The following is a 22,224-nucleotide window of genomic DNA, read 5'->3' on the forward strand; positions in this document are numbered from 1 at the left end:
GGGTCGCAATGCAACAAATCAAACTACCCAAAATCGACAAAATCGCAAATGCGCAGGAGTTTCAAAACTGCCTCCGCCCGCAAATCATCAAAATCGCGCAAGAGCTCATCCGACAGGAACGCGAAAAGGCGCTGCAAGGAGGCGAGCTCGCAAGCGAAAGCGATATCATCGCGCGCATCAAATTGCGCTACGAAAAATTTCAAAATCTAAGCCTTAAGCCGCTCATCAACGCAACCGGCGTCGTGCTGCACACAAACCTCGGCCGCAGCGTCATCAGCGCCGAAATTTTAGCCCGCGCGCAAAAGATCATCACCTCGTATTCAAATTTAGAATACGACCTATCCGAGGGCGCGCGCGGCAACAGATACGACTACATAGCGCTTTTGTGCAGCGAGCTCTTCGGCGCGCAGGACGCGCTCGTGGTCAATAATAACGCTGCGGCGGTATTTTTGGTGCTAAATACCTTCGCGCGCGGACGCGAAGTCGTGGTAAGCCGCGGCGAGTTAGTCGAGATCGGCGGGAACTTTCGGGTAAGCGAAGTGATGTCAAACTCGGGCGCAAAGCTTGTGGAGATTGGCACCACGAACAAAACCAAGCCGGACGATTACGAAGAAGCGATCAATGAAAATACGGCGATCTTGATGAAGGTGCACCGCTCAAATTTTAAAATTTCGGGCTTCAGCTCTAGCGTAAGTGCTGCGGAGGTTGCGGCTCTCGCACGTCGCGCCTCACAGGCAAAGAGAGAATTTTTAGCGCTTAGAACGGCAAGCTTTAAAAATTTAGCAGATCTTTGCCGCGGCTCTTCGGACACGGACAGCAAAATTTTAAATTCTGCGCCGAACGGTTTAAGCTTAGCGGCAGGCTCTGCGAGTGCTCTAAATTTAAATATCGGCGAGCCGTCCGTAAATAGCGAGTGTTTTTATGAAGGCGGCACGGGCGAAATTCCGGGTGGAATTTCTAAAATTTGCCCCGCAAAATTTAGCATGAAAAAAGCGGACAATTTTAACGAGATCATCGATTATTACGATCTTGGAAGCGGCTACGTAAGCGAGCTGGGATTTGGGCTCGGCAAAAGCGAGCCCTCTATTTTTGAGCTTTTAAAAAGCGGTGTGCGGCTGCTTAGTTTTAGCGGCGACAAGCTTTTCGGCTCCGTGCAGTGCGGCATCATCCTAGGGGATCGCGAGCTCATCGCGCGTCTGCGTAAAAACCAGCTACTGCGAATGCTGCGAGTGGATAAGATCACGCTAAGCCTGCTTGCCGAGACGATCAAGGCGTATATAAATAAAGAATTCCACCTCATCACGACGATAGATCAGATCCATCTGAGCCTAGATGAGCTACGTGAGCGGGCGGAGCTAGTGCGATCGCGCATCGGCGTAAAATCGCAGATCGTGCCTACTACCACTTTCGTAGGCGGCGGCACGATGCCTGGCGCCTCCTATCCAAGCGTCGCGCTTGCGATACTTGACGGCGCAGACCCGCAGAGCACGCAGGCAAAATTTCGCGCTACGGGCATAATCGGGCGGATCGAGGATGATAAATTTTTGCTCGATTTCAGATCGATTTTAAAAAGCGACTTGCAAGATTTAATAAAAAAGATCGGAGAAATTTATGAATAGCGTAATTATCGGCACCGCAGGCCATATCGATCACGGAAAGACTGCGTTAATCAAGGCGCTAAACGGCTTTGAAGGGGACCAGATGCCGAGCGAAAAGCAGCGCGGCATCACGATCGATCTTAGCTTTTCGCATCTGCGCTCGGGGGATACCAACGTCGCTTTCATCGACGTTCCGGGGCATGAAAATTTAGTAAAGACGATGATTAGCGGCGCGTATGCCTTCGATGCTGCGATGCTAGTAGTCGCCGCAGACGACGGGCTAATGCCGCAAAGCCGCGAGCATATTCAAATTTTATCGCTGCTTGGGGTAAAAAGCGTGATCCTGTGTATCAGCAAGTGCGATCTAGCTGACGACGCGCGCAAGGCGGAGGTCGCGGCGCAGTGCAGGGAATACATCTGCAAATTTAAAAATTTGCAAATTTTAAACACCTTTTTTATCAGCATAAAAGACCCCGCAAGCATCGCCGAGCTGAAAAATTATCTCTTTAATATCAAGCCCGCACAGCGCCAAGGAGGCGGCGTGGTGCACTACTACATCGACCGCGTCTTTTCGCTTAAGGGGCTCGGCACCATCGTAACGGGCAGCCTCATTAACGGCGCGATTTCAAAGGGCGAGAAGCTTTATAACTGCGATCTGGGTAAAATTTTTAACATCAAAAGCGTGCAGATACACGACGAGGACACGCCGCTAGCGCAGGCTCCAAACCGCGTCGCGCTAAGTCTTGATGCCAAAACGAGTGAGCTGCAAAAGGGGCAAATCCTAAGCAAAAAGGGCTTTTTCCGCGGCTTTAATGAAGCGGACTGCACCTTTAGCGGCGAAATTTCGCACAACCAAGACGTGCTGTTTTGCGTCGGAAGCAAGCAAAGCGCGGCAAAAGCGCTCATTTTAAAAGAACTTCCTAGCGGCGAGAAGCTCGTGAGCTTTAAATTTGACAAAACGATGTTTTTGAAATTTGACGAGCCCTTCGTCTGCTTGTCAAACTCGCGCGTAATCGGCGGTGGGCGCGTGCTAAACGCCGTAGTCGAGCCGCTAAAAAAGCAGAGCAAAGCCGTGCTTCTCACCGCGCTTTTGAAGCGAAATTTCACCGAAGCGTTTAAAATTTTAAGCGGCTTTCACAAGCATGGATTCGGGCTATTTTCGGCGTATCAGCGCTTCGGAATGGAGTACGACGAAGCGGCAAAGATCGCGCGCGGCATAGAAGGGACGTATTTTGACGAAGCAAATTTATGCGTTTACGATCTAAGCGCGATCGAGGACGTAAAAAACCTCATAAAATTTATCGTCTCAAAAAACGACTACGCGATCTTTTCGCCCGCCTCGATCGCTCTAAAGCTCTCGTGGGCCAGCGAAGATCTTGCCGCGCGCGCGCTTAGTGAGCTTGAGCGGAGCGGCATCGTCTCCAAAAAGGGCGGAGTTTACGTAAAATCCGGAGTGGATTTTGACGCGCTTAAGCAGGGCCTGGAGAGTAAAATTTTTGATCTCATCAAAAAAGGCGGCATCGCGCCTCTCGCGCCGTATAACATCTACGACGAGCTAGAGATCGACCGCGAAAGTGGCGATGACGCGCTAAAGAAGCTAACATACGCCAAAAAGGTCGTCCGTCTCGCACATAATCTCTTCGTCGAGGCCGAAAATTTAGCCCTGGCGATCAAGCGCCTCTACGCAATCATCGAAAAAGAGGGCTTCGTAAACGTCACGAACGCCAAAGAAGAGCTTGGACTTAGCAGAAAATTCGTCATCTGCTACCTCGAATACCTAGATAAAATGGGAAATATCACGACGATCGACAATAAACGCTATTTGAATTTGAAAAAGTAAAAATTTAAAATTTTGCACTACAATGCGCAGAATTTTTTGCAAAGGAAAAAAATGAAAAAAGCTATTTTAACTTCAGTTGCACTCGCAGCGAGCCTAAACGCGGCTTTAAGCGACAGCGAAATTTTATCTATCTACGGTGGCGCGCCACAAGGCATCGAAATAAAGGTCGCCGAGCGCATCCCGCTTAGCGAGCCGAAGGGCGTTGAAGCGGTCGTTTTAAAAATCTCTCAAGGCAATATGTCGCAAGAGGAGATCATTTTCACTCAAGGCGATCTGATCTTTACCGATATCATCGATCCTAAAAAACGCGTAGTCTATAAGGAGCAGATCAAACAAGACCGCATTGCAGGACAGCTAAGTAAGGTCTTCAAAGCAGAAAGCAAAGACAATATCATCAAGCTAGGAAACGATCCTAAAAAGCCTACGATTTTGATGCTGACGGACGCCTTGTGTCCATTCTGCCGCAAAGAGATGGCAAGGATCGAAGAAACTCTAAAAAATAACAATGTCGATATCGTCATGACCTCCGTTCACGGCGATGACGGCCACGCAAAATCCGCGCTCATCTACAAAGAGATCAAAAATGCTAAAACCGACGAGCAAAAGATAGCGGTTTTTAAAAAATATTACGCTGAAGATAACAAAGCAGGCGCCAAAGACGTAAGCGCTGCCGAGCTAAATGCTGCAAAAGCCCTAGCTGCCAAATACTTCGGTGCGGGGGTAAACTCGGTGCCTTACATCATCGAACTAGACAAGCTAAAATAATCTCTTTTAAATTTTGCGGAGCGATCCGCAAAATTTCGCTTCTTTCACCCAATTTTGGTAGCTTTCAATCAATCTAAATTTTGCCTCGAATTATGAATACTGCCCCTTTGGAGTTCTTGCAATTCCGCTGCTTTTAAAAATTCCGCAGTTGCACCTAGTATAGAATTTTAAAATCTCTTACGGATGAAATGCGATCCACAAAGTCTTAAACGGGCAAAATCTTATAATTTTAAAACCCCCTCAGCGTCCGCGCAAAATTCTGCGGCAGTGATTCCATCTCGTCACTTCGCATCCATAACGACGCAAAAAATGATCTTACATGGAATTTCAAAGTAGAAATTATGCGAGTAAAAATCTTACGGCCGAAATTTTAAAATTTCGCAGCAAAGCCCAGGTAAAATTTAGCCGCAAATTTCATAAAATTTTCGCTTTGCGGCAAAGAGGAATTTGTAATCGTGCTTCAAGCTGCCTATCTTGGGCTGCGTCCGATTAAAATCAAAACTCCACGTCAAAAGCGGCTCTTGCCAGGCTATTTTTGCTCTCGCTTAGCTCGTACGACGCGCTAAGTGCGACGCTTTGAAGGATCTTATATTTCAGCCCGATTGCGCCGTTAAATACGCCGCTAGAATAATCAAGCCCCTCGACGTCGTACCTGTCCGAATACTTTCTGCTTGCATGATACGAATCGCCGCTAAATCGATGCTCATACTCCGCATTTGCGAATATCTGCAGATCGCCGAAAGCCTTGATCGCGTAAATTCCCGCGGTGCCGTTCGGCGCGGTTTTTGAAGCGGAGCTAAATTTAAGCCTGGAGATCGCATCCTCGTTCACCATAATCGCCCCAAGCCCCAAATACGGCTTTATATAGCCGTTTTCAAATAGAAATTTATACCCTGCTCTCGTGCTGAAATCCCAAATTTGCGACTTGTATTTCGCGCCGTGGATAGCGCCGAATCCGTTATTGGTTTCAAATTTATGATCGTTCGTCGAATATGTTAAGCCTACCGCCAAATCCACGTTCTCGTTAAAATCATATCTACCCGCCAGACCGAGCTCGTAGGATTTGATGTTTTCTTTGACGCCGTCGAATTTACCCTCATACCAAGCGTCTGATTTTTGGTACCCAAAGATCACGCCCAGCGTAAGATCATCTACTCTCTTGGAGGCTCCGAGTAAAATTCCGTCGCTCTTGTGATCGTATTTGACGCCGCCCGAGCGGTCTTTGTAATCCCCGCCATAGTTTCCGATCGCGCTTACGTTTACGTTAAACTCCTGCCCGTCGGTGTCGGTTAAATTTTTATAAGCGGAATTTCTTGCAAGCTTTGTAAGATCCAGATCGACCTTCGAGCGCGGCATCTCGATGCCTACCCGGTTGCCGCCTCTTGCGACCTGCGAAAACAGGCTGCCGTTTTTAGGCGTGAAATTATTAATCGCCAGCATCAGCGCTTCAAAATAGGTAGGCAGATCGTCGTATCCGCTAGGATAGGCATTCGTATCGGAGGTGATGAATAGATTTGCCGCGTTACGCTCGCGAGATAGCCTTATGATCTCGTCGTATTGATCTGGTCTTGCGTTGTATATGACGTGCAAAATTTTAGAGGAATTTGCGGGGTCTTTTTCAAATTCCGAGGTTCTAGGGCGGTAATGGTTTATATACTCATCCGCGCTCACCTCTTGCAGCATCCAAACGTCCGCATAGGGAGCTATGGCGTCGCGCACGCCCCAGCCGTTGTTTGCCAAAACGAGCATTCCCGGATATTTGGTCTTGATATAATTGTAGATATTCGCCATATAAGCGATAGTTGCGGGATTGTTTTCGGTATTAACCTCGTCGATGAAGTATCCTGCGATATTTTCCCTGCCGTAAAAATTTACGAAATTATCGATATCGGCATAGACTAAATTCAAATTTCTAGTAGAATTTTTAGTATAGGTATAGCCTAAATTTGATATGCCCGCCGCGATATTTCGCTTCATCTGAACCGCGTCTTCTTCTCTTCTGACCAGATATTGCGTAGTTTGATCGCCCGGTATCGCCGCCTCGTAAGAGCCGAAAGCCACATAAGGAACCAGTGCGCCGCCTATATTGGTAATGCCGTTCCAAAACTCGGCATTTACGCCGCTATTGCCCGTCCAGCGAAACGCAGGCATCATAACGCGCTGATTATTAAGCCTGCCCGAATATGAGCCCTTTTTGGCAAAGCCCCTTGCATACTCGAGCTTGATACGAAATGAGTTTTCATACTCGTCGCTCTCGTCGCTCGCGGAACTATCGCTAGCCACGTCGCGCCTACTTAATTTCGCGCCCAAGCTATCCGCAGCGCTCATTACATCGGAACGGGAAGTGTTGTTAGAAGGAGATTTTTGCGCGTTTGCATAGCCCCAGGAATTCTGCTCGCTCGCATAGCCGAACCCTGCTGCACCGATAAGCGCAAGAGATACGATCTTTTTCAAAGACTTTAGCATTCTGCACCGCTTCAAATAAAATTACCCAAATTCTTAAATTTCGACAAATTTGCAGACGCGCTTTTATAATTAAAAACTTTGTCGAAATTTAAAAATTTAGCCGCCTTGGAGGCGACCAAATTTTAAAGCTTATTTTAATGCCGCTTTTGCCTTCTTTGCGACGGTTGCGAAAGCTTCGGCGTCGTTCATAGCCATATTTGCTAAAATTTTTCTATCAAGCTCGATGCCCGCTTTTCTAAGTCCATTTATAAATTTAGAATAGCTGATGTCGTTTAGCCTGCAAGCTGCATTGATGCGCACTATCCAAAGTCTGCGGAAATCGCGTTTTTTCGCGCGTCTGTCACGAAAGGCGTAAACGAGGCTTCTTTCTAGCTGCTCTTTAGCCTTTCTGAAATGTTTGCGTCTTGCGCTATAAAATCCGCGCGCAAGCTTTAGCACCTTGTTGTGACGGCGGCGTCTAACGATGCCCGTTTTTACTCTTGCCATATTAATCCTTTCTTAATCGGCGTCCCTTTGGGGATCTTGCCCTAAAATCCATAAATTTAGGGGAGTTTGAATGACTTTCGTCAAAAACTAACTTTGCACTATTTGCAAAGCATTTTTTTAACCGCAGATACGTTCGTAGAATCGACGTATTGGGCCTCACGCAAATTCCTCTTGCGTTTTTGAGACATCTTCGTCAAAATGTGGCTGCGAAACGCAGAGCCTCTTTTGATCTTGTTTTTGCCCGCTTTAAAACGCTTGACGGCACCGCGCACGCTTTTCATCTTTGGCATGGTCGTCCTTTTTTTAAAGTAAATGGGAAGTATATAATAAAGTTTCTTTGAAAAATTTGAATTTTAGCGAAATTTATGAAAATACAAAATACTACATCGAAATTGATATAATTATTACTCATAGCAATATTTTCAGATTTATATCGTTTTTATAAATTTAAGCAATTGGATAAAAGTTTTCCTTTTTAATACAATTAAAACTATAAAACTTACTATTATTAAGCAAAACGCGTAGACGCCGGGCAATATATGAGATATAGCAATAAAGCAAACACCACAAAAAAATTCTACACCAATATTGCAAAAATTTACACTTTTTATAAATTTTTTCAGACCATAACTCAATGCGATATATTTGGCAAAAAGAGATAAAAACAGGCAAGACATTATGATAAATATATCATTGCAAAAATATACAATAAATCCAATAAATACTGAAAATATAATCAAAGAAATTAAATTTATACGAAGCATTTGTCCTTCTTTGCGTAATGCCTTAAAATATGAATTAGTAAGAAGGAGCGTCTTGCCTTCGCATAGCAATATCGCAAAAATTATCGGCATATAATTTAAAACGTCCGCATATTTAGGTAACCAAGCGCCCAGTAGAATTTCTACAGGATATGCGAATAGAAATAAAAATACAAATATGATTGATAGTCCATCATCTAAAATTTTAAAAATTTCGTTTTGTTCGCAAGCTTTTTTAGTTCGTAATATCGGGAATAAGATCGCCGAGAATGCATTGATAAAAAATAGAGCAAAATTTAGTAACGACAATATAAGTGAAATTTTACCAAATAAGACGATGCTAAATTTCCATGCAATCATAGATCTTGCAATAAATATCAAAAATATATTGCAAAGCGCAGAGATTGTTAATTTTATACCTATTCGCATATTTTTATATATATAAAATAAGCTATCTGTAAAAGGAGCCATCTTTACTTTAAAAAGATCCCTACATAAAAAACAAATATAAACAAGCGATATAAATCTGGCAAAAATAAATGAAAATATTAAAAATTTAGCTTTATCGAAATTCACAAAATAAACTGCTGATATGGATGATAAGACAAAAATTCTTTCTATAAACAAAACGAGTATTGACTTTTTTATCTCATTTACACTTTGCAAAAGATTATATAGAAATGATCTTGGTACTGTGATAGCGCCCGAAATAGCAATATATAAAAACAACCTTTTATCGAACGAAAACGCACAAACCGTAAAAAATATAATTAGGCATTCTATAATATATAAAATCTCCATCGTACAAATTTGAGATTTTAGAGTTCTTTTAGAAATAAATTCATATCGCCTACCGCCGTATCTTAGATATATACCATCAGATAGTCCAAAATGTAAAAATTCTACATAATTGGCAAAAAATATAAATAATTGATAGTATCCAAAGCCTTCTAAAGATAAAAGCTTCGGTAGAATTAAGATCGATACTGCGGATACAAATGCAAAAAATATCTGCGCTAGCGCCATATATGAAATTTTAGATAGCAAATTCCATCCTAAATCGTCTTTTGCATAAATTTAACTATTAAAAGACCTAGCTTTTTTGGTATCCACATCGCGCTAACCGTAAATATCCAAAAAGAAGGGAATTTCTTATAAATTTTATATAAATTGCGAAAGCAGTTTTCGTTCCTAACTGCAGAAAGGCCGTTTCGTATCCTAATTATATTGGCGGGATAATAATATATTAAAAGCCTTTTTCTAAAAATTTCAAGCACGAAATCTACGTTAAAATTCTTTTCAATAGTGATTAAGGTATCATTTAGATTTGCACCAAATACTTCTGAAAAATTATATCTTCCACTATTAAACTGCCTTGCTGCATAAATTTTATCAAATACCACGACTTGCTTATCAGACAAAATCGCGCAGGCGATATTCCAATAAAGCTGCACGAGATTGTTATTTGCTATCGCGTCTAAATCGATTCTATCAAATAAACTTTTATTTACTATATTAGAAGTTATAAAAGTTAAATTAGTATGGGCTTCTTTTATAAACTCCGCTTTATCATCATCATAAATTTTAAAATTACTAAATTCTTTAAATTCTACTGGCTTAATTTCATCTATGAAATTTTGTGCCTTTAAATGAATGATACCGAATTTCGAAGAAGAATCTAGTATCCGCATTAAATATTTAATCGTATCATCAAACACTAAATCATCATCGCCGAATATCCATATATATTTTCCGCGCGACAAAGAAATCGCTTTTTTGAAATTATTATCCGGACCAGTATTTTCACTATTTTTTATATATTTTACAAGTCCGAAATCAATATATTTTTTTGCAATATCCGAAGTTTTATCACTGGAAGCATTATCTAAAATTAAAATTTCAATATCTTTTCGCTCGCTTTTATACACGCTTTTGCATAGACTATTTAGACTTTTATCTAAGAATTTTGCTCTATTATAAGTCGGTACTGCAATGCTTAAAAAAATATCCTCAGTCAAAATTGATTCTTTCCTTTTCAAATACCAACGGGCGATTTAATACTTGAGTATAGATCGCACCTATGTATTCGCCTATTATACCGATAAAAAATAAAATTCCAGATGAGACAAATGAAAAAAGTATTATGAGAGGTGCAATGCCTACGTTCATCTCGTCCCAATAAATTAGCTTAAGTATAAAATACACAAGTCCTACTATTATACTTAAAACGCCCGTTATCATACCTATAAAAGTTGCAAGCCGAAGTGGTACTTTGGAATTGCAGATTATACCGAGTATCCCCATATCATAAAGCGTGTAGAAGTTGTTTTTGGTAACTCCTTTAATTCTTACCGGTTGATCGTAAGGAATCTTAGCTACCTTATAACCGGCTTCTGCGAGCATTCCTCGAAAAAACGGATACGGATCATGCATCTGTCTAAGAGCCGCGATGACCTTTTTATCAAAAAGTCCAAAGCCGGTAAAATTCTTAAAAATTTCGATCTCAGATAGTTTTGATAAGAGCTCGTAATAGCATTCTCTGATTTTAAACATCACGCCGCGCTCCTCGCTATCTCGCTTAATAGCCAAAACCAAGTCGTTGCCCTCTTGCCATTTTTCTATAAACTGCGCAATCATCTCGGGCGGATCTTGCAAATCGGCTACGATAGAGATAACAGCATCTCCGTCTGCACCCAAAAGCGCATAGGTTGGCGATTTTATATGCCCGAAGTTTCTGGAATTTACGATGATCTTTAAATTTTTATCATCGTTTGCAAGGCGTTTTAAAATTTCAACCGTTCTATCAGTCGAAGCATTATCGATAAATATATGCTCGTAGGCATACTCCGAAAATTCGCCCATAACTTTTTTTACGCGCGCATAGACCTCCTCTACGTTCTCCTCCTCATTAAAGCAGGCGGTAACTATACTGATCTTTTTCATATCATCTCCTAAAGACGAAAAATTTATTTAACAAAAATGACACCGCAGCTAGCGGGATCAAAAGCACAAAACCGTTTATATACATATTATCAAATCCAAGCCACTTGAAAAGCCATAGAAAAAATATATTTAAAAAATAAGTAATGATGTAAACTAGTATAAATCTAAATATCAGACCGTTATCACTGCTATCGAATACCAGCTTGCCTATAGTTTTAAAGTTAAATAATACGCCTAGTATCGTAGAAAACAATACGGCAAGAGGATAATATAAACCCAAATAGATAAAAAGGGCGAATATCCCATACCCAAAGGCAGTATTTAGGATACCGACGAGAATAAATTTTATAATTTGAGCATTCAAGTTATTCTTCTTTAACCAAGGAAGCGTCAATTATCTTTTTATATTCGATTTTTCTTAAAGATCTCGATATGATGAAATTCAAAGTAATACAAAATAAAGAACCTAAAAAATAATAAATTACAGATTGATATGGCTCTATAGAATATTTAGATTTTATAGTCATAATTACCCAGCCTACATAGAAGTGATTTAAAAAGATATTGAGGCTTAGTAGTCCTAAGTTGTTAAAAAATTTTTTTTGAAATAATATAGCCAATAATAATTTCTTGCTAAAAGAGAAGCTGAAAGATATAGATAAAAACAATACTATAATAAAATCAGCATTGCTCGGTTTTTTTACAAAAATGATAAGATAAAAAATTGTAGCATATAAAAGAAATTCTAACATAGCTATTAAGATAAGCCCCATTCTTGTGAAATTAATTGAATTAATCTTTTCTGTCACAAAGTATAGACAATATCCTAAAGAAATATCTGCAATGGCCCTAATTAATCCCATATGAATAAAGCCGCCACCGAGTGGTTCCATAATGACGCCCATATAGTTATATTGATATGCTATAGATCCGAATGAAATCAATATAACAAGTGGAGCAATGAAATTTATAAACATTCTTTGATTCTTAAGTATAATTGGAAGCAATATAAATATGGCACCTATCATAGCAGATAAATACCACATAACTCCGGTTATGGATCTTACTGGAAAACCCCAAATTTGCAATAATAGTATATCCCCTATCGTCAATGCTAGCATATTTGATATGGATGGAATTTCATTCCAAGCAAATAAGCATATAAAAATAAAGCCTATAACGATAGCTATAAGGTATTCTAAATAAAATACTTTTATTTTTCTGGCTATATAATTTCTAGTAATAACAAATATATTTTCATTAACTTTAACCTCAAAATTATAAAATTTTTTAGCCATAAGCCAACCCGTAACCAAGAAAAAAAATTCTACACCTATATACCCTATTGGTAATATTGGATAAAATTGCCAACTATGATGAATTAGTATTATAATGGCAAAAATAAATTTCAAAAAATCTATAAAACCGTTTCTTTTAAAATCTTCAAAAATTTTATTTTGATTTTTTTCGGTATACATCTATTAATTCTCCCCTTTCAATCAAAATATAATCCTCCTTGACTTCATCAAATAGCTTAGATAATATTTCCAACTTCGGTATTCTCTGCTTTACATTTTCATTGTACCAATATTCATCATATAAGTCAAAAAATCGTCTTTCTTTCATTTCTGCCTTATAGTCTCTATCTATATCGCTATCTACATATAGAATATCAGCTTTATTATTTATAAGATTTAAGACTTCATTATATTCTATATCTGATACTAAAAAGGAGCGTAACTCAAAATACTTTAATCCGCTATATTTTTTACTGAAAAACTGTAGTATATTGTCATACTTTGATATCATATATACTTCATCTGTATTAGAAGAGTATTTATCTATAAGATCAATCGAGTTTTGAAATTTATCAAAAGGATATGTGGTAATTATACCTCCTGCTCTATCATGATCCCATTTATAGGTTTTATGCGCTGCAAATATCTTTTCATAGCCAAAAATCTCTTTAATATAAGAAATAGAGAATTTAGCATACATTAACGCACATATAAATATGCAAAATATAGAAATCACTTTTTTAATTTTATTGGGTAACAAATTTAAAATTACAATAAAAGGAATAGCGCTAATAAAGAAATTAACGGCAGATAAATCTACCTTCCAAACCATATAAGTATAAAAAAAACTTGTATAAAATAATAAAAATATATAACTTAATAAATGCTTATCATCTTGTAATTTCTTATAAAAGAATATTAATAATAGCCATTGAATAAATATTACTAACAATACCATAAGCAATAAAGTAGAGGGAATATTAAAAGAATAGAAACCATTTAAAAAATATTTTACCGATGGATTTTTCATAAAAGGGTATTTTATATAAATTAACACTCCCAGAATAATATAAATTAATATAAAAAAGAGCTTTTTTATATCTAGCAATGTCTTATTCTTTGCAGCAATTGTCCCGTACTCTACAATAAATGTCCCCAAGAGCGATATAAAGATATAAAGTCCAAAATCATTCGCTATTAAAATAGAAAGTAGTGCCAATAGTGCAGAGATTATCTTAAACATAAAATTAAAATTTTTAAATTTTATAGCATAGAATAAAAATAATATTATTATCAAATCAAAGAAATGCCTTGTATCAAAGTATGTTGGACCGTAATGATAAAAATAATAAGAAATCGAAAAGAATTTTATACTTAGCAAAAGTATAAAAATAAGTCTTAGATAATTATCCTTGAAAAATAAAAATATAAAACCTATCGCTATGGTGTAATAAACCATACATACTATATTCTTCGTCTTTTCAAAATTACTAACGTTTATGCCACCAAGTTTTTCCATTATAAATTTAATAGGATATAAGCTTAGAAAGCCATATTGAGAAAAAATTTCCGACTTATTTCTACCTAAATCCAACTCATTTATAGGATTTAACATAAACGGAGTTTCTTCCCAATAATATCTACTAAGAATTTGTATATTTTGCTCAAAAATATTATATGCTATAAAATCAGTTTTTTCTTTAAGCTTGCTTAGCGTATCGGCACCAAACATAGGATAAGAATATGAAAACACATCTATACCGTATCTATTTATACTATTTGATTCTTTGGCTTCGTCATAAGTAAGATTAAAATCTCTATTATAGCCAATATTTTCTATATGAGTAGCAAATTTTTTAAAAGTATCTGCGCTAATATGTCTATAATATGGATCAAAAACTAAAAATTTAGGATTATTGTGAAAATTGAATCCTCCTTTATTCCCAGATAAAAAAATATTATCGTATGAATTAAATTTATAATTTATATTATTAGGACTAAAGCATAAATTTTCTTTGATATATTGATCGTTTGAAACAATTTTATTATTATCTAGTATTGTTTGTTCATCTATATATCTAAACTCGTTTGCGAGTTTAAAATCCGAGAAAATCCCATAAAAATAGAATGAAATTTGTATAGTTATTAAAGTTACTATAGCCAATTTAGCACAAAGATGAAAATTAAAACCTTTTATTTTAAGCAAAATGCTATTCATCGATATTATCTTTATAAATTTTATACCATAAAATTAAAGAAAAGAAAGCAGAGATGATAAAAATATAGAATAGATAAAAATTGAATGTAAAAACCTTTTCTTGATTCATAAAATAGTAAACCCATTTAAAATAGTTATATTTATCTACGGTTGGATCAACATATGCAATAAAAATTTTTTTTCCTACTTTATAAATCAAAAATACAATGATACAAAATAATACAGATAGCTTTAAAACAGCTTTATTTGGCATATTTTATATTCCCTATTTTTAAAATTCTTTCAATTCATCAAATCCAACTTAGTTCTTAGTGGATATAAATTCTTTAATTACTTTTATAATATACCCTATCTTCTCATCACTCATACCGGGATATACGCCGACCCAGAAACTATCGTTCATTATCTTATCGGTATTTTTTAGTTCGCCTGAAATTTTATAATCGACTCCGAGTTTAAGGTCTGCAAATAGTGGATGCTTGATCATATTGCCCGCAAATAAATTTCTTGTTTGCACGCCCGCCTTCTCTAGATGCTCGCTAAGCTCGTTTCTACTAAATTTTTTCCCGTCTGCAACCGTCATCATAAAGCCAAACCAGCTAGGCTCGGAATGCGGCTGAGCTTTAACCAAAATGAGCTCCTTTATATCTTTTAAGCCATCATAAAGCTTTTTAAAATTTTGCCTACGACGCTGCACAAAGCTAGGAAATTTATCTATCTGAGCGCATCCAACGGCAGCTTGCATATCGGAGGCTTTTAAATTAAATCCGAAGTGCGAATAAACGTATTTATGATCATATCCAAGCGGTAGCTCACCAAATTTTTGCGAAAAGCGCCTGCCACAGGTATTATCTACGCCGCTCTCACACCAGCAATCGCGTCCCCAATCACGCATACTTAGCATAATTTTTTTAAGCAGCGGATTGTTTGTATATGTGGCGCCGCCCTCGCCCATTGTCATATGATGAGGCGGGTAGAAGCTGCTTGTGCCTATATCCCCCCATGTGCCGGTTGGCTTGCCCTCATACAGCGAGCCCAGTGCGTCGCAATTATCCTCGATAAGCCACAAATCGTGCTTATCGCAAAATTCCTTCACGGCTTTTATATTAAAAGGATTTCCTAGGGTGTGAGCTACCATGACGGCTTTTGTTTTTTGACTAAGCGCAAGCTCAAGCTTCGTATGGTCTATGTTAAAATACTCAAGCTCCATATCGACAAAAACAGGAACGGCACCGTATTGCACGATAGGCGCAACCGTCGTAGGAAAGCCTGCCGCTACTGTTATGACTTCGTCGCCCTTTTTTATGCGGCGCTCTTTTAGAAGCGGTGAGGTAAGTGCAAAAAATGCAAGTAGATTTGCGCTGCTTCCGCTATTTACCAAAAATGCCCATTTTACGCCAAGCATTTTGGCAAATTCTTTTTCAAATTTTTTAGAATATGTACCGTATGTAAGCCAGAAATCAAGCGAGCTATCTACTAAATTTACCATTTCGTGCTCGTCAAAAACTCTACCTGCGTAATTTACGCGACTTTTACCAGGTTCAAATTTGGCGTGCTGCACCGGCTCATGAACCAGCCTATAATATTCTTTCGTTTTTTCTAAAATTTCTTGTTTTAATTCTTGAGGGGTCATTTTTTGCCTTTCCAAATTTCATTGATTTTTCCCAAATATGGGTCTTTTTTGACTGTCTCTAAATCTAGGCTAGTAAAATTTTGCTTAAAATATTTGCAAATTTTACCGATCGCTTCCGCATGCGGCGTGAGCTTAAACATATCTCCCATCTCGGATTTTAGCAGGTTATTATCGGAAGTATATTCGTTATTCAGCCCTTCATTTAGCACGATTATCTCGGATTTAAAATCGCTCGCCTCATTTACTAGCGCAGCCAGGTTAAGCAGATCGATTTTTGTCCCGCTGCTTGCGTTGTAAATTTTATGCCGTGCGTCATTTTCTATATAAAATTCCACTACGTTTAACAGGTCATCGACATATATGTAATCAAAAAATACGTTTTGATTGATCGTGATGGGTAGGTGCAGTAGGTTTTTTACTACGGCATTTGTGATAAATTTATAGCGGTAATTCTCCATCTCGCCGTAAATTCCAAATAAACGAAGCTGGATAATGTTATCCGCGCAATCCTCGATGTAATGCGACGTGATAGCTTTGTAAAAACCGTATTCATCAAGCGGAAGAGCCTCTTTATAATCATCCTCGCGAGCACTTATTATCGGCTTGTGCTTACCGTACTCTGCACCGCTTCCAAACGATATGATCTTTGAAACCTTATTTTTTTGCTTAGCAATATTGAAAAAAATCCGCAAATTATACTCAGTCACATTTGTCATATCCAGCGTATCGCGACCGCCGCCGCGATTGGCGAGATGGACGATAGTATCGATTTTATGTGCACGAACAAAATCGTCAACAGCGCTTTCATCAGTCAAATTTAGCTCGCTACTTTTTGGAGCGAAAACGTTAAAATTTCCATTTAGCGCAAGACGCTTTTCTAGATGCGAACCGATAAAACCACTACCGCCCGTGATGAAAAGATTCATCTGCTACTTAGCCTTTTTTCAAGCATTTCGATTCTTTTTTCGTCCTCGGACTTGATTCTGTGATAATACCTACGCTTGCTTTTAAGCCAAGCTAATTCAAATTCCACGCCGGCTAAAATTCCGGCTTCCATATTGTTTACAGCATCTTTGCAATATACTATCTTTCGCGTTTCGTATTTATCAAGTAGTCCTTTGGAAATGAGATATTTAATGAAATCGCATGACTTTGCGGATATGGCTCCACCTAAACCGCATTTTAATCCCTTAGCTATCGCTTTAGTAAAAATATTTTCACAATGTTTTAGCATTTCATCACTATCTGCAAAGCTCCTATCTTTACCCATCGAACTTGTAAAATCGACTCTTCCGATTGTTACGCCAGAAAGAGTATTTATATTGGGCAAGGATAGAATATCATCAAAATTATCATAGCAGGTTATAGTTTCTACATTGATCGCAAATTCTATGTCATTGCGATTATCCTCAGCAACGAAAGTGTTTATAGCTCCCAAAAATTTACTAACGGCAAATTTTGTTTCTGCCATTGGTGCTATGATACCATTTACACCTAGAGTAATAGCGTTATATATATCGGTTACCGCTTCGACGCCTCCGATTTTCATAATAATAGGAAGCCCAACTTTAGAGGTAATATCTTTTAGTCTACAAAGCTCCTCCTGCCTACTGCCTTCATTCTCGTACTCTGCTTTGATCTCAAAAACACCGTATTCGTCTTTAAGTCTTTTAAGAATATCGATCATCTCGTATTCTAAAACATTCATTTTAGCTCCTTAAAATTTTATTCTTAACATCCAGCAATGTAATGTCATTGCCAACTAGAATTCCTTTACAATTAAAATTCTTTGCCATAGCCATATCACTTTCCATCCTATCACCTACCACAACGATATGCTGTTTATCAAGCCCCCAATCCTTACATAAAATTTCGAGCATAAAAGGATTTGGCTTTCCTACTATATCCAGCTTAATTTCTTCATCAATACTACCAAGGATTGCACTTAGCATAGCATTGGCACCGGGTCTTAAAAGACCATTTTCTACCGGGAAATTTTTATCTGTATTTGCCACTATTATTCTACGAGATTTTTGTAATGCAATAAGAGCTCTTGATAAAATTTCATAGTTAAAATTTAAATCAAGCCCAATTACCACGGCTTCACAACTATACTCATCCTCAACATTTATATCTGCATTCGTTAATTCACTTTTAAAACCACGGCTACCAACTAAAAATATATTTCTTAGATCCTTTCTTTGCAAAAATATAGCACTAGCATAAGCTGAGGTATATATTTTATCTACAGTAGTTCTTATACCTATATGAATTAATTTATCTAAAATTTCAAATCTTGTTTTAGTTGAATTATTAGTAAAAAATAATACATTGTAACCATTAGATTCAAGCTCATCTATAGTTTGCAAAGCAAAGTCGGCAATTTTACTCCCAAAATAAATAGTTCCATCTAAGTCAAAAACTACAGCTTTATTCATCTACCGGCTTAATTATCATATTTTTATAAAATTCTTCTCGCGGCAAAAACGGAAACATATCCTCAAGTGGCTTTGAAACCATTTTGCCGTCAGGCTTTATCTTGGACGATAATTTTGGCTCCATTTTTTCAGTAGGTGAAAGCATTATTTCGCAAACTACCGCACCTGGTTTGGATAGAATTTCCTCCAACTCCCCTTTTAAATTTAGCTGATTTTCTATCCTATAAGCTTCAAAGCCATATGCCTGTGCCAGCTTAACGGTATCCGGAAAACTCACGCCGCTATCTTTATCTGAGCCTACCTTGTGACCTTTAAAAAAGTTGTTTTGAGTATTTCTGATAGAAATATAGCCTGCATTATTCAGAACAAAGATTTTGATCGGAAGCTTATTATGAATTATTGTCTGAAGCTCTTGAATATTCATCTGCAAGCTACCTTCACCCGTAACGCAAATCGTATTTTTTTTGCCATTTGCGAAGCAGGCACCGATTGCGGCAGGCAGATCGTATCCCATAGAAGCACAACCCGAATTTACTACCACCTTTTGATTCTCATATAAGCGCAAGCTCTGATACGATGAAACACATGCCGTACCGTTACCGAATACATAAACTAAATCTCGTTTATGATTAGATAGCACATCGAAGAAATTATATGAATCAACCCGCTCTTTTACATTTTGTCTAAAAGGCTCAATCGTAGGATAATTCTTTCTGTAATTTTTACAAATTTCAAGCCAAGCTCCAAAATCCAGCTCGTCTTTCAGCACAGATCGCAAATCCGATATAAAAACCTTCGCATCGGATTTTATCTTAATATCTGCGGCAATAGTTTTTTTGTTTAGTTCGTTTTGGTCGATATCAACTAAAATTTTTTTGGCTTCTCTGCCGAAGAATTCCCAGTTATAGCTGACTGCACGGATATTTAATCTAGCACCTATAGCAATGATGAGATCGGAATTTTGCACGACAAAATTTGCCGCTCTATTGCCAATAGTGCCATATCTACCGAAAAACAGCTCATAGTCATTTCTAACGATATCGTATCTAGCGAAAGTACCGATAACGGGGATTTTTAAAATTTCGATTAGTTTTAGAAATTCTTCGTTAGCGCCGGCAAGCGTTACGCCGTTACCTACAATGATAACGGGGCGTTTAACAGCTTTTAACGCATCTAAAACCTGCGGGATTTTTGTGTCAAACTTCGGCGCTTCGGGGATTTCAAATTCTATCAGATCTGCTTCGTCCACCATCGCGCCTTGTATGTCTAGCGGCACATCCAGCCATACGGGTCCGGGTCTGCCGTGCTTAGCCTCATAAATAGCTTTTTGCAGATGAAATTTTATGCTATTTTTATCCGTTATCATTACGGCGTATTTTGTGATAGGCCTTACGATGTCAACTATATTAACCTCTTGATCGCCAAGCTGACGTAAATTTAACTCGGGTTGCGAAGCAATGGTCGTCTGGAATTTCACCTGCCCCGATATGATCATCGTAGGGATCGAATCCACCCAGGCACCGTAAACGCCGGTAATCGCGTTCGTCCCGCCGGGACCCGTGGTAACATACGCGATACCGATCTTATTTGAGACGCGCGCATATCCCTCTGCGGCTATCGCGCAAGCCTGTTCGTGATGGTTACAGACATACTCCAAATTTTCATTTTTACCAAGCGAATCTATCAGGTGCATATTGCCGCCACCCGAGACCATAAATACGGTCTTTGCGGTATCTTCGTGTTCGGCTATAAATTTTGCTATAAAATCGCTAACTTTTATCATCGCATCATCTCTTTTACGTAGTCGTTTAAATTTTGCTCGGTATCGATTGTGCCGTTTTCGTAGAAATTTTTATACCATTTTACAGTTTTTTCAAATGCCGTTTCGCTATCCCAAACGGGCTTCCAGCCAAGCAGCGCATGTGCTTTAGAGCAATCAAGCTTCAATAAATTTGCCTCATGAGGCTGGTTTATGTCGGAATTGATTTGAAATTCTATCTTATCCCAATATCGCTTGGCGCTTTTTAGTACATCAAGCACCCTAATCGCGCCATCATCGCTAGGACCGAAATTCCACGCACCGCCGAATTCCTTTCGTCCTTCAAGCAACTTTTGCCCCACGAGCAAATATCCGCCAAGCGGCTCAAGCACGTGCTGCCAAGGGCGTGTCGCATGCGGATTGCGGATCGTTACCGCTTCATTTTTAGCTGCTGCGCGCATAACATCGCAAATCAATCTGTCTTGCGCCCAGTCTCCACCGCCTATGACATTACCTGCGCGACACGTAGCAAGCAGCGTTTGATGCTTTGTGCCGTAATCTTTTTCATTAAAAAAGGAGTTTCGATATGAACTAGCCAGAAGATCCGCGCAGCCCTTCGACGAGCTATATGGATCATATCCGCCCATAGAGTCACTCTCGCGATATCCCCAAACCCACTCTTTATTTTCGTAAGCCTTGTCACTTGTGATATTTACGATCGCGCGAACGCCTGCTTTTCTGCAAGCTTCAAGGACTTTTAATGTGCCGATGACATTGGTTTCGTAGGTTGTGATAGGGTCGGCATAAGATGGGCGTACGAGCGCCTGAGCGGCAAAGTGAAATACAATGTTTGGTTTATAAGCTGCAAAGACTTCGTTTAATTTAGCAAGATCTCGTATGTCGGCGATCACCTGGACGATATTTAAATTTAAAAGTCCTATATGATTTGGCTCTGTAGGCGCCGGAAGCGAATACCCTATCACTTTCGCGCCCAAGCGCTGCAGCCATAGACTAAGCCATGAGCCCTTAAAACCGGTATGCCCGGTAAGCAAAACTGTTTTGCCCTTATAAATTCCGGAGTATAGATCCTGCATATCTTGCATTGCTACCACTTTTTCCACGGAGCGTTGCCGCTATCCCATAGCTTTTCCAGCACTTGCTTATCGCGCAAAGCGTCCATCGGCTTCCAAAAGCCACAGTGTTTGAAGGCGCAAAGCTCGCCGTCTTTAGCTAAATTTGAAAGTGGGGCTTGCTCAAATACAGTCGCATCACCATCAGTAATATAATCAAAAACTTTAGGCTCACATACAAAAAAACCGGCATTTATCCAATTTCCGTCACCTTTAGGTTTTTCAAAAAAAGATGTAATTAAGCTTGAATTATTAATATCTAAAGCACCGAATCTACCTTCCGGTTGGACCGCCGTCATGGTAGCAGCCTTACCATGCGATTTATGAAATTTTACTAATTCATCTATGTTTACATCACTAACGCCGTCACCGTAAGTAAGCATAAAACTCTCACCCCCAACATATTCCTGTGCGCGCTTTATTCTACCGCCCGTCATAGTATCTAGCCCGGTGTCAATCAAAGTAACTTTCCAATCTTCGCTTAAAGTTTTATGAATCTTCATATTGTTATTTTTGATATCGATCGTCACATCGCTTCTATGCAAAAAGTAGTTTGCAAAATACTCTTTTATATAATAGCCTTTATACCCAAGAAGCACAACAAATTCATTAAAGCCGTAATGGCTATAAATTTTCATAATATGCCATAATATCGGTCTACCACCAATCTCAACCATTGGCTTAGGTCTGATGCTGGTTTCTTCGGCAAGCCTAGTGCCAAAGCCGCCAGCTAAAATTAAAACCTTCATATATTCTTTTCCTTTGTTTACTTCCTTTATGGCAAGTCGTCGTAGAGAAAATTTATTTGTTTTTGATTTTATCAAAATAAAACTTAGATAAGAATAATGATTAGATAAATTTTAAACTCCCTCACCTTTTATTTCTAATG

At 38.7% G+C, this 22,224-nt stretch carries 18 protein-coding genes; 3 read left to right on the forward strand and 15 right to left on the reverse strand.

Annotated features, from left to right (window positions below; all coding sequences use genetic code 11):
* Nucleotides 1–8: 8 nt before the first annotated feature.
* Genes selA through Q0323_RS00630 form a run of 3 tightly spaced genes read left to right on the forward strand, consistent with a single transcriptional unit; the run spans nucleotide 9 to nucleotide 4,203 of the window.
* A complete protein-coding gene (gene selA / locus Q0323_RS00620; protein ID WP_298050514.1) occupies nucleotides 9–1,619 on the forward strand; it encodes an L-seryl-tRNA(Sec) selenium transferase in 1,611 nt (536 codons plus the stop codon).
* Nucleotides 1,612–3,438 carry a selenocysteine-specific translation elongation factor gene (gene selB / locus Q0323_RS00625; protein ID WP_298050516.1) on the forward strand — a complete coding sequence of 609 codons (1,827 nt, stop codon included), beginning with the start codon at nucleotides 1,612–1,614 and terminating at the stop codon, nucleotides 3,436–3,438. Before selA ends, selB begins: the two co-directional genes overlap by 8 nt.
* A gap of 51 nt (nucleotides 3,439–3,489) precedes the next feature.
* Nucleotides 3,490–4,203 carry a histidine kinase gene (locus Q0323_RS00630; RefSeq protein WP_297882822.1) on the forward strand — a complete coding sequence of 238 codons (714 nt, stop codon included), beginning with the start codon at nucleotides 3,490–3,492 and terminating at the stop codon, nucleotides 4,201–4,203.
* Nucleotides 4,204–4,698: 495 nt separating this feature from the next.
* Here Q0323_RS00630 and Q0323_RS00635 read toward each other — a convergent pair whose 3' ends face one another.
* The 15 genes from Q0323_RS00635 to rfbF all read right to left on the reverse strand — a co-directional run bounded on the left by Q0323_RS00635 (nucleotide 4,699) and on the right by rfbF (nucleotide 22,084).
* Nucleotides 4,699–6,669: an autotransporter domain-containing protein gene (locus tag Q0323_RS00635; protein WP_298050518.1), complete on the reverse strand. Its 1,971-nt coding sequence runs from the start codon at nucleotides 6,667–6,669 to the stop codon at nucleotides 4,699–4,701.
* Nucleotides 6,670–6,798: 129 nt separating this feature from the next.
* Nucleotides 6,799–7,155 carry a 50S ribosomal protein L20 gene (rplT, locus tag Q0323_RS00640; protein WP_005871091.1) on the reverse strand — a complete coding sequence of 119 codons (357 nt, stop codon included), beginning with the start codon at nucleotides 7,153–7,155 and terminating at the stop codon, nucleotides 6,799–6,801.
* A 98-nt stretch (nucleotides 7,156–7,253) separates the two neighbouring features.
* Nucleotides 7,254–7,445, reverse strand: a complete 192-nt coding sequence (rpmI, locus tag Q0323_RS00645; RefSeq protein ID WP_005871089.1) for a 50S ribosomal protein L35 — start codon at nucleotides 7,443–7,445, stop codon at nucleotides 7,254–7,256.
* A 1,526-nt stretch (nucleotides 7,446–8,971) separates the two neighbouring features.
* Nucleotides 8,972–9,934 carry a glycosyltransferase family 2 protein gene (locus Q0323_RS00650; RefSeq protein ID WP_298050520.1) on the reverse strand — a complete coding sequence of 321 codons (963 nt, stop codon included), beginning with the start codon at nucleotides 9,932–9,934 and terminating at the stop codon, nucleotides 8,972–8,974.
* A complete protein-coding gene (locus Q0323_RS00655) occupies nucleotides 9,927–10,859 on the reverse strand; it encodes a glycosyltransferase family 2 protein (protein ID WP_298050521.1) in 933 nt (310 codons plus the stop codon). The genes Q0323_RS00650 and Q0323_RS00655 overlap by 8 nt, the downstream gene beginning before the upstream one ends.
* 1 nt (nucleotide 10,860) lies before the next feature.
* Nucleotides 10,861–11,223, reverse strand: coding sequence for a GtrA family protein (locus Q0323_RS00660; RefSeq protein WP_298050523.1), 363 nt, complete (start codon nucleotides 11,221–11,223; stop codon nucleotides 10,861–10,863).
* Nucleotide 11,224: 1 nt separating this feature from the next.
* The gene (locus Q0323_RS00665) at nucleotides 11,225–12,337 is read right to left on the reverse strand and encodes an acyltransferase family protein (RefSeq protein WP_298050525.1); all 1,113 of its coding nucleotides are present in this window, start codon (nucleotides 12,335–12,337) and stop codon (nucleotides 11,225–11,227) included.
* Nucleotides 12,312–14,375 carry a hypothetical protein gene (locus Q0323_RS00670; RefSeq protein ID WP_298050527.1) on the reverse strand — a complete coding sequence of 688 codons (2,064 nt, stop codon included), beginning with the start codon at nucleotides 14,373–14,375 and terminating at the stop codon, nucleotides 12,312–12,314. Before Q0323_RS00670 ends, Q0323_RS00665 begins: the two co-directional genes overlap by 26 nt.
* Nucleotides 14,376–14,676: 301 nt before the next feature.
* Nucleotides 14,677–16,008: a lipopolysaccharide biosynthesis protein RfbH gene (rfbH, locus tag Q0323_RS00675; RefSeq protein WP_298050532.1), complete on the reverse strand. Its 1,332-nt coding sequence runs from the start codon at nucleotides 16,006–16,008 to the stop codon at nucleotides 14,677–14,679.
* Nucleotides 16,005–16,934 (reverse strand): NAD(P)-dependent oxidoreductase, encoded by a 930-nt coding sequence (locus Q0323_RS00680; RefSeq protein WP_298050533.1) that lies wholly within the window; start codon nucleotides 16,932–16,934, stop codon nucleotides 16,005–16,007. The genes rfbH and Q0323_RS00680 overlap by 4 nt, the downstream gene beginning before the upstream one ends.
* Entirely contained in the window at nucleotides 16,931–17,716 is a 786-nt protein-coding gene (locus Q0323_RS00685) for an aldolase/citrate lyase family protein (protein ID WP_298050535.1), read from the reverse strand. Before Q0323_RS00685 ends, Q0323_RS00680 begins: the two co-directional genes overlap by 4 nt.
* A gap of 1 nt (nucleotide 17,717) precedes the next feature.
* On the reverse strand, nucleotides 17,718–18,446 hold the full coding sequence (locus Q0323_RS00690) for an HAD-IIA family hydrolase (RefSeq protein ID WP_298050537.1): 729 nt from the start codon (nucleotides 18,444–18,446) through the stop codon (nucleotides 17,718–17,720).
* Nucleotides 18,439–20,229 carry a thiamine pyrophosphate-binding protein gene (locus Q0323_RS00695; RefSeq protein WP_298050538.1) on the reverse strand — a complete coding sequence of 597 codons (1,791 nt, stop codon included), beginning with the start codon at nucleotides 20,227–20,229 and terminating at the stop codon, nucleotides 18,439–18,441. Before Q0323_RS00695 ends, Q0323_RS00690 begins: the two co-directional genes overlap by 8 nt.
* Nucleotides 20,226–21,299 (reverse strand): CDP-glucose 4,6-dehydratase, encoded by a 1,074-nt coding sequence (gene rfbG / locus Q0323_RS00700; RefSeq protein WP_298050555.1) that lies wholly within the window; start codon nucleotides 21,297–21,299, stop codon nucleotides 20,226–20,228. Before rfbG ends, Q0323_RS00695 begins: the two co-directional genes overlap by 4 nt.
* Nucleotides 21,300–21,310: 11 nt before the next feature.
* Nucleotides 21,311–22,084 carry a glucose-1-phosphate cytidylyltransferase gene (rfbF, locus tag Q0323_RS00705; RefSeq protein WP_298050540.1) on the reverse strand — a complete coding sequence of 258 codons (774 nt, stop codon included), beginning with the start codon at nucleotides 22,082–22,084 and terminating at the stop codon, nucleotides 21,311–21,313.
* Nucleotides 22,085–22,224 lie beyond the last annotated feature (140 nt).

Source organism: uncultured Campylobacter sp. (assembly GCF_938030145.1).
GTDB lineage: Bacteria > Campylobacterota > Campylobacteria > Campylobacterales > Campylobacteraceae > Campylobacter_B.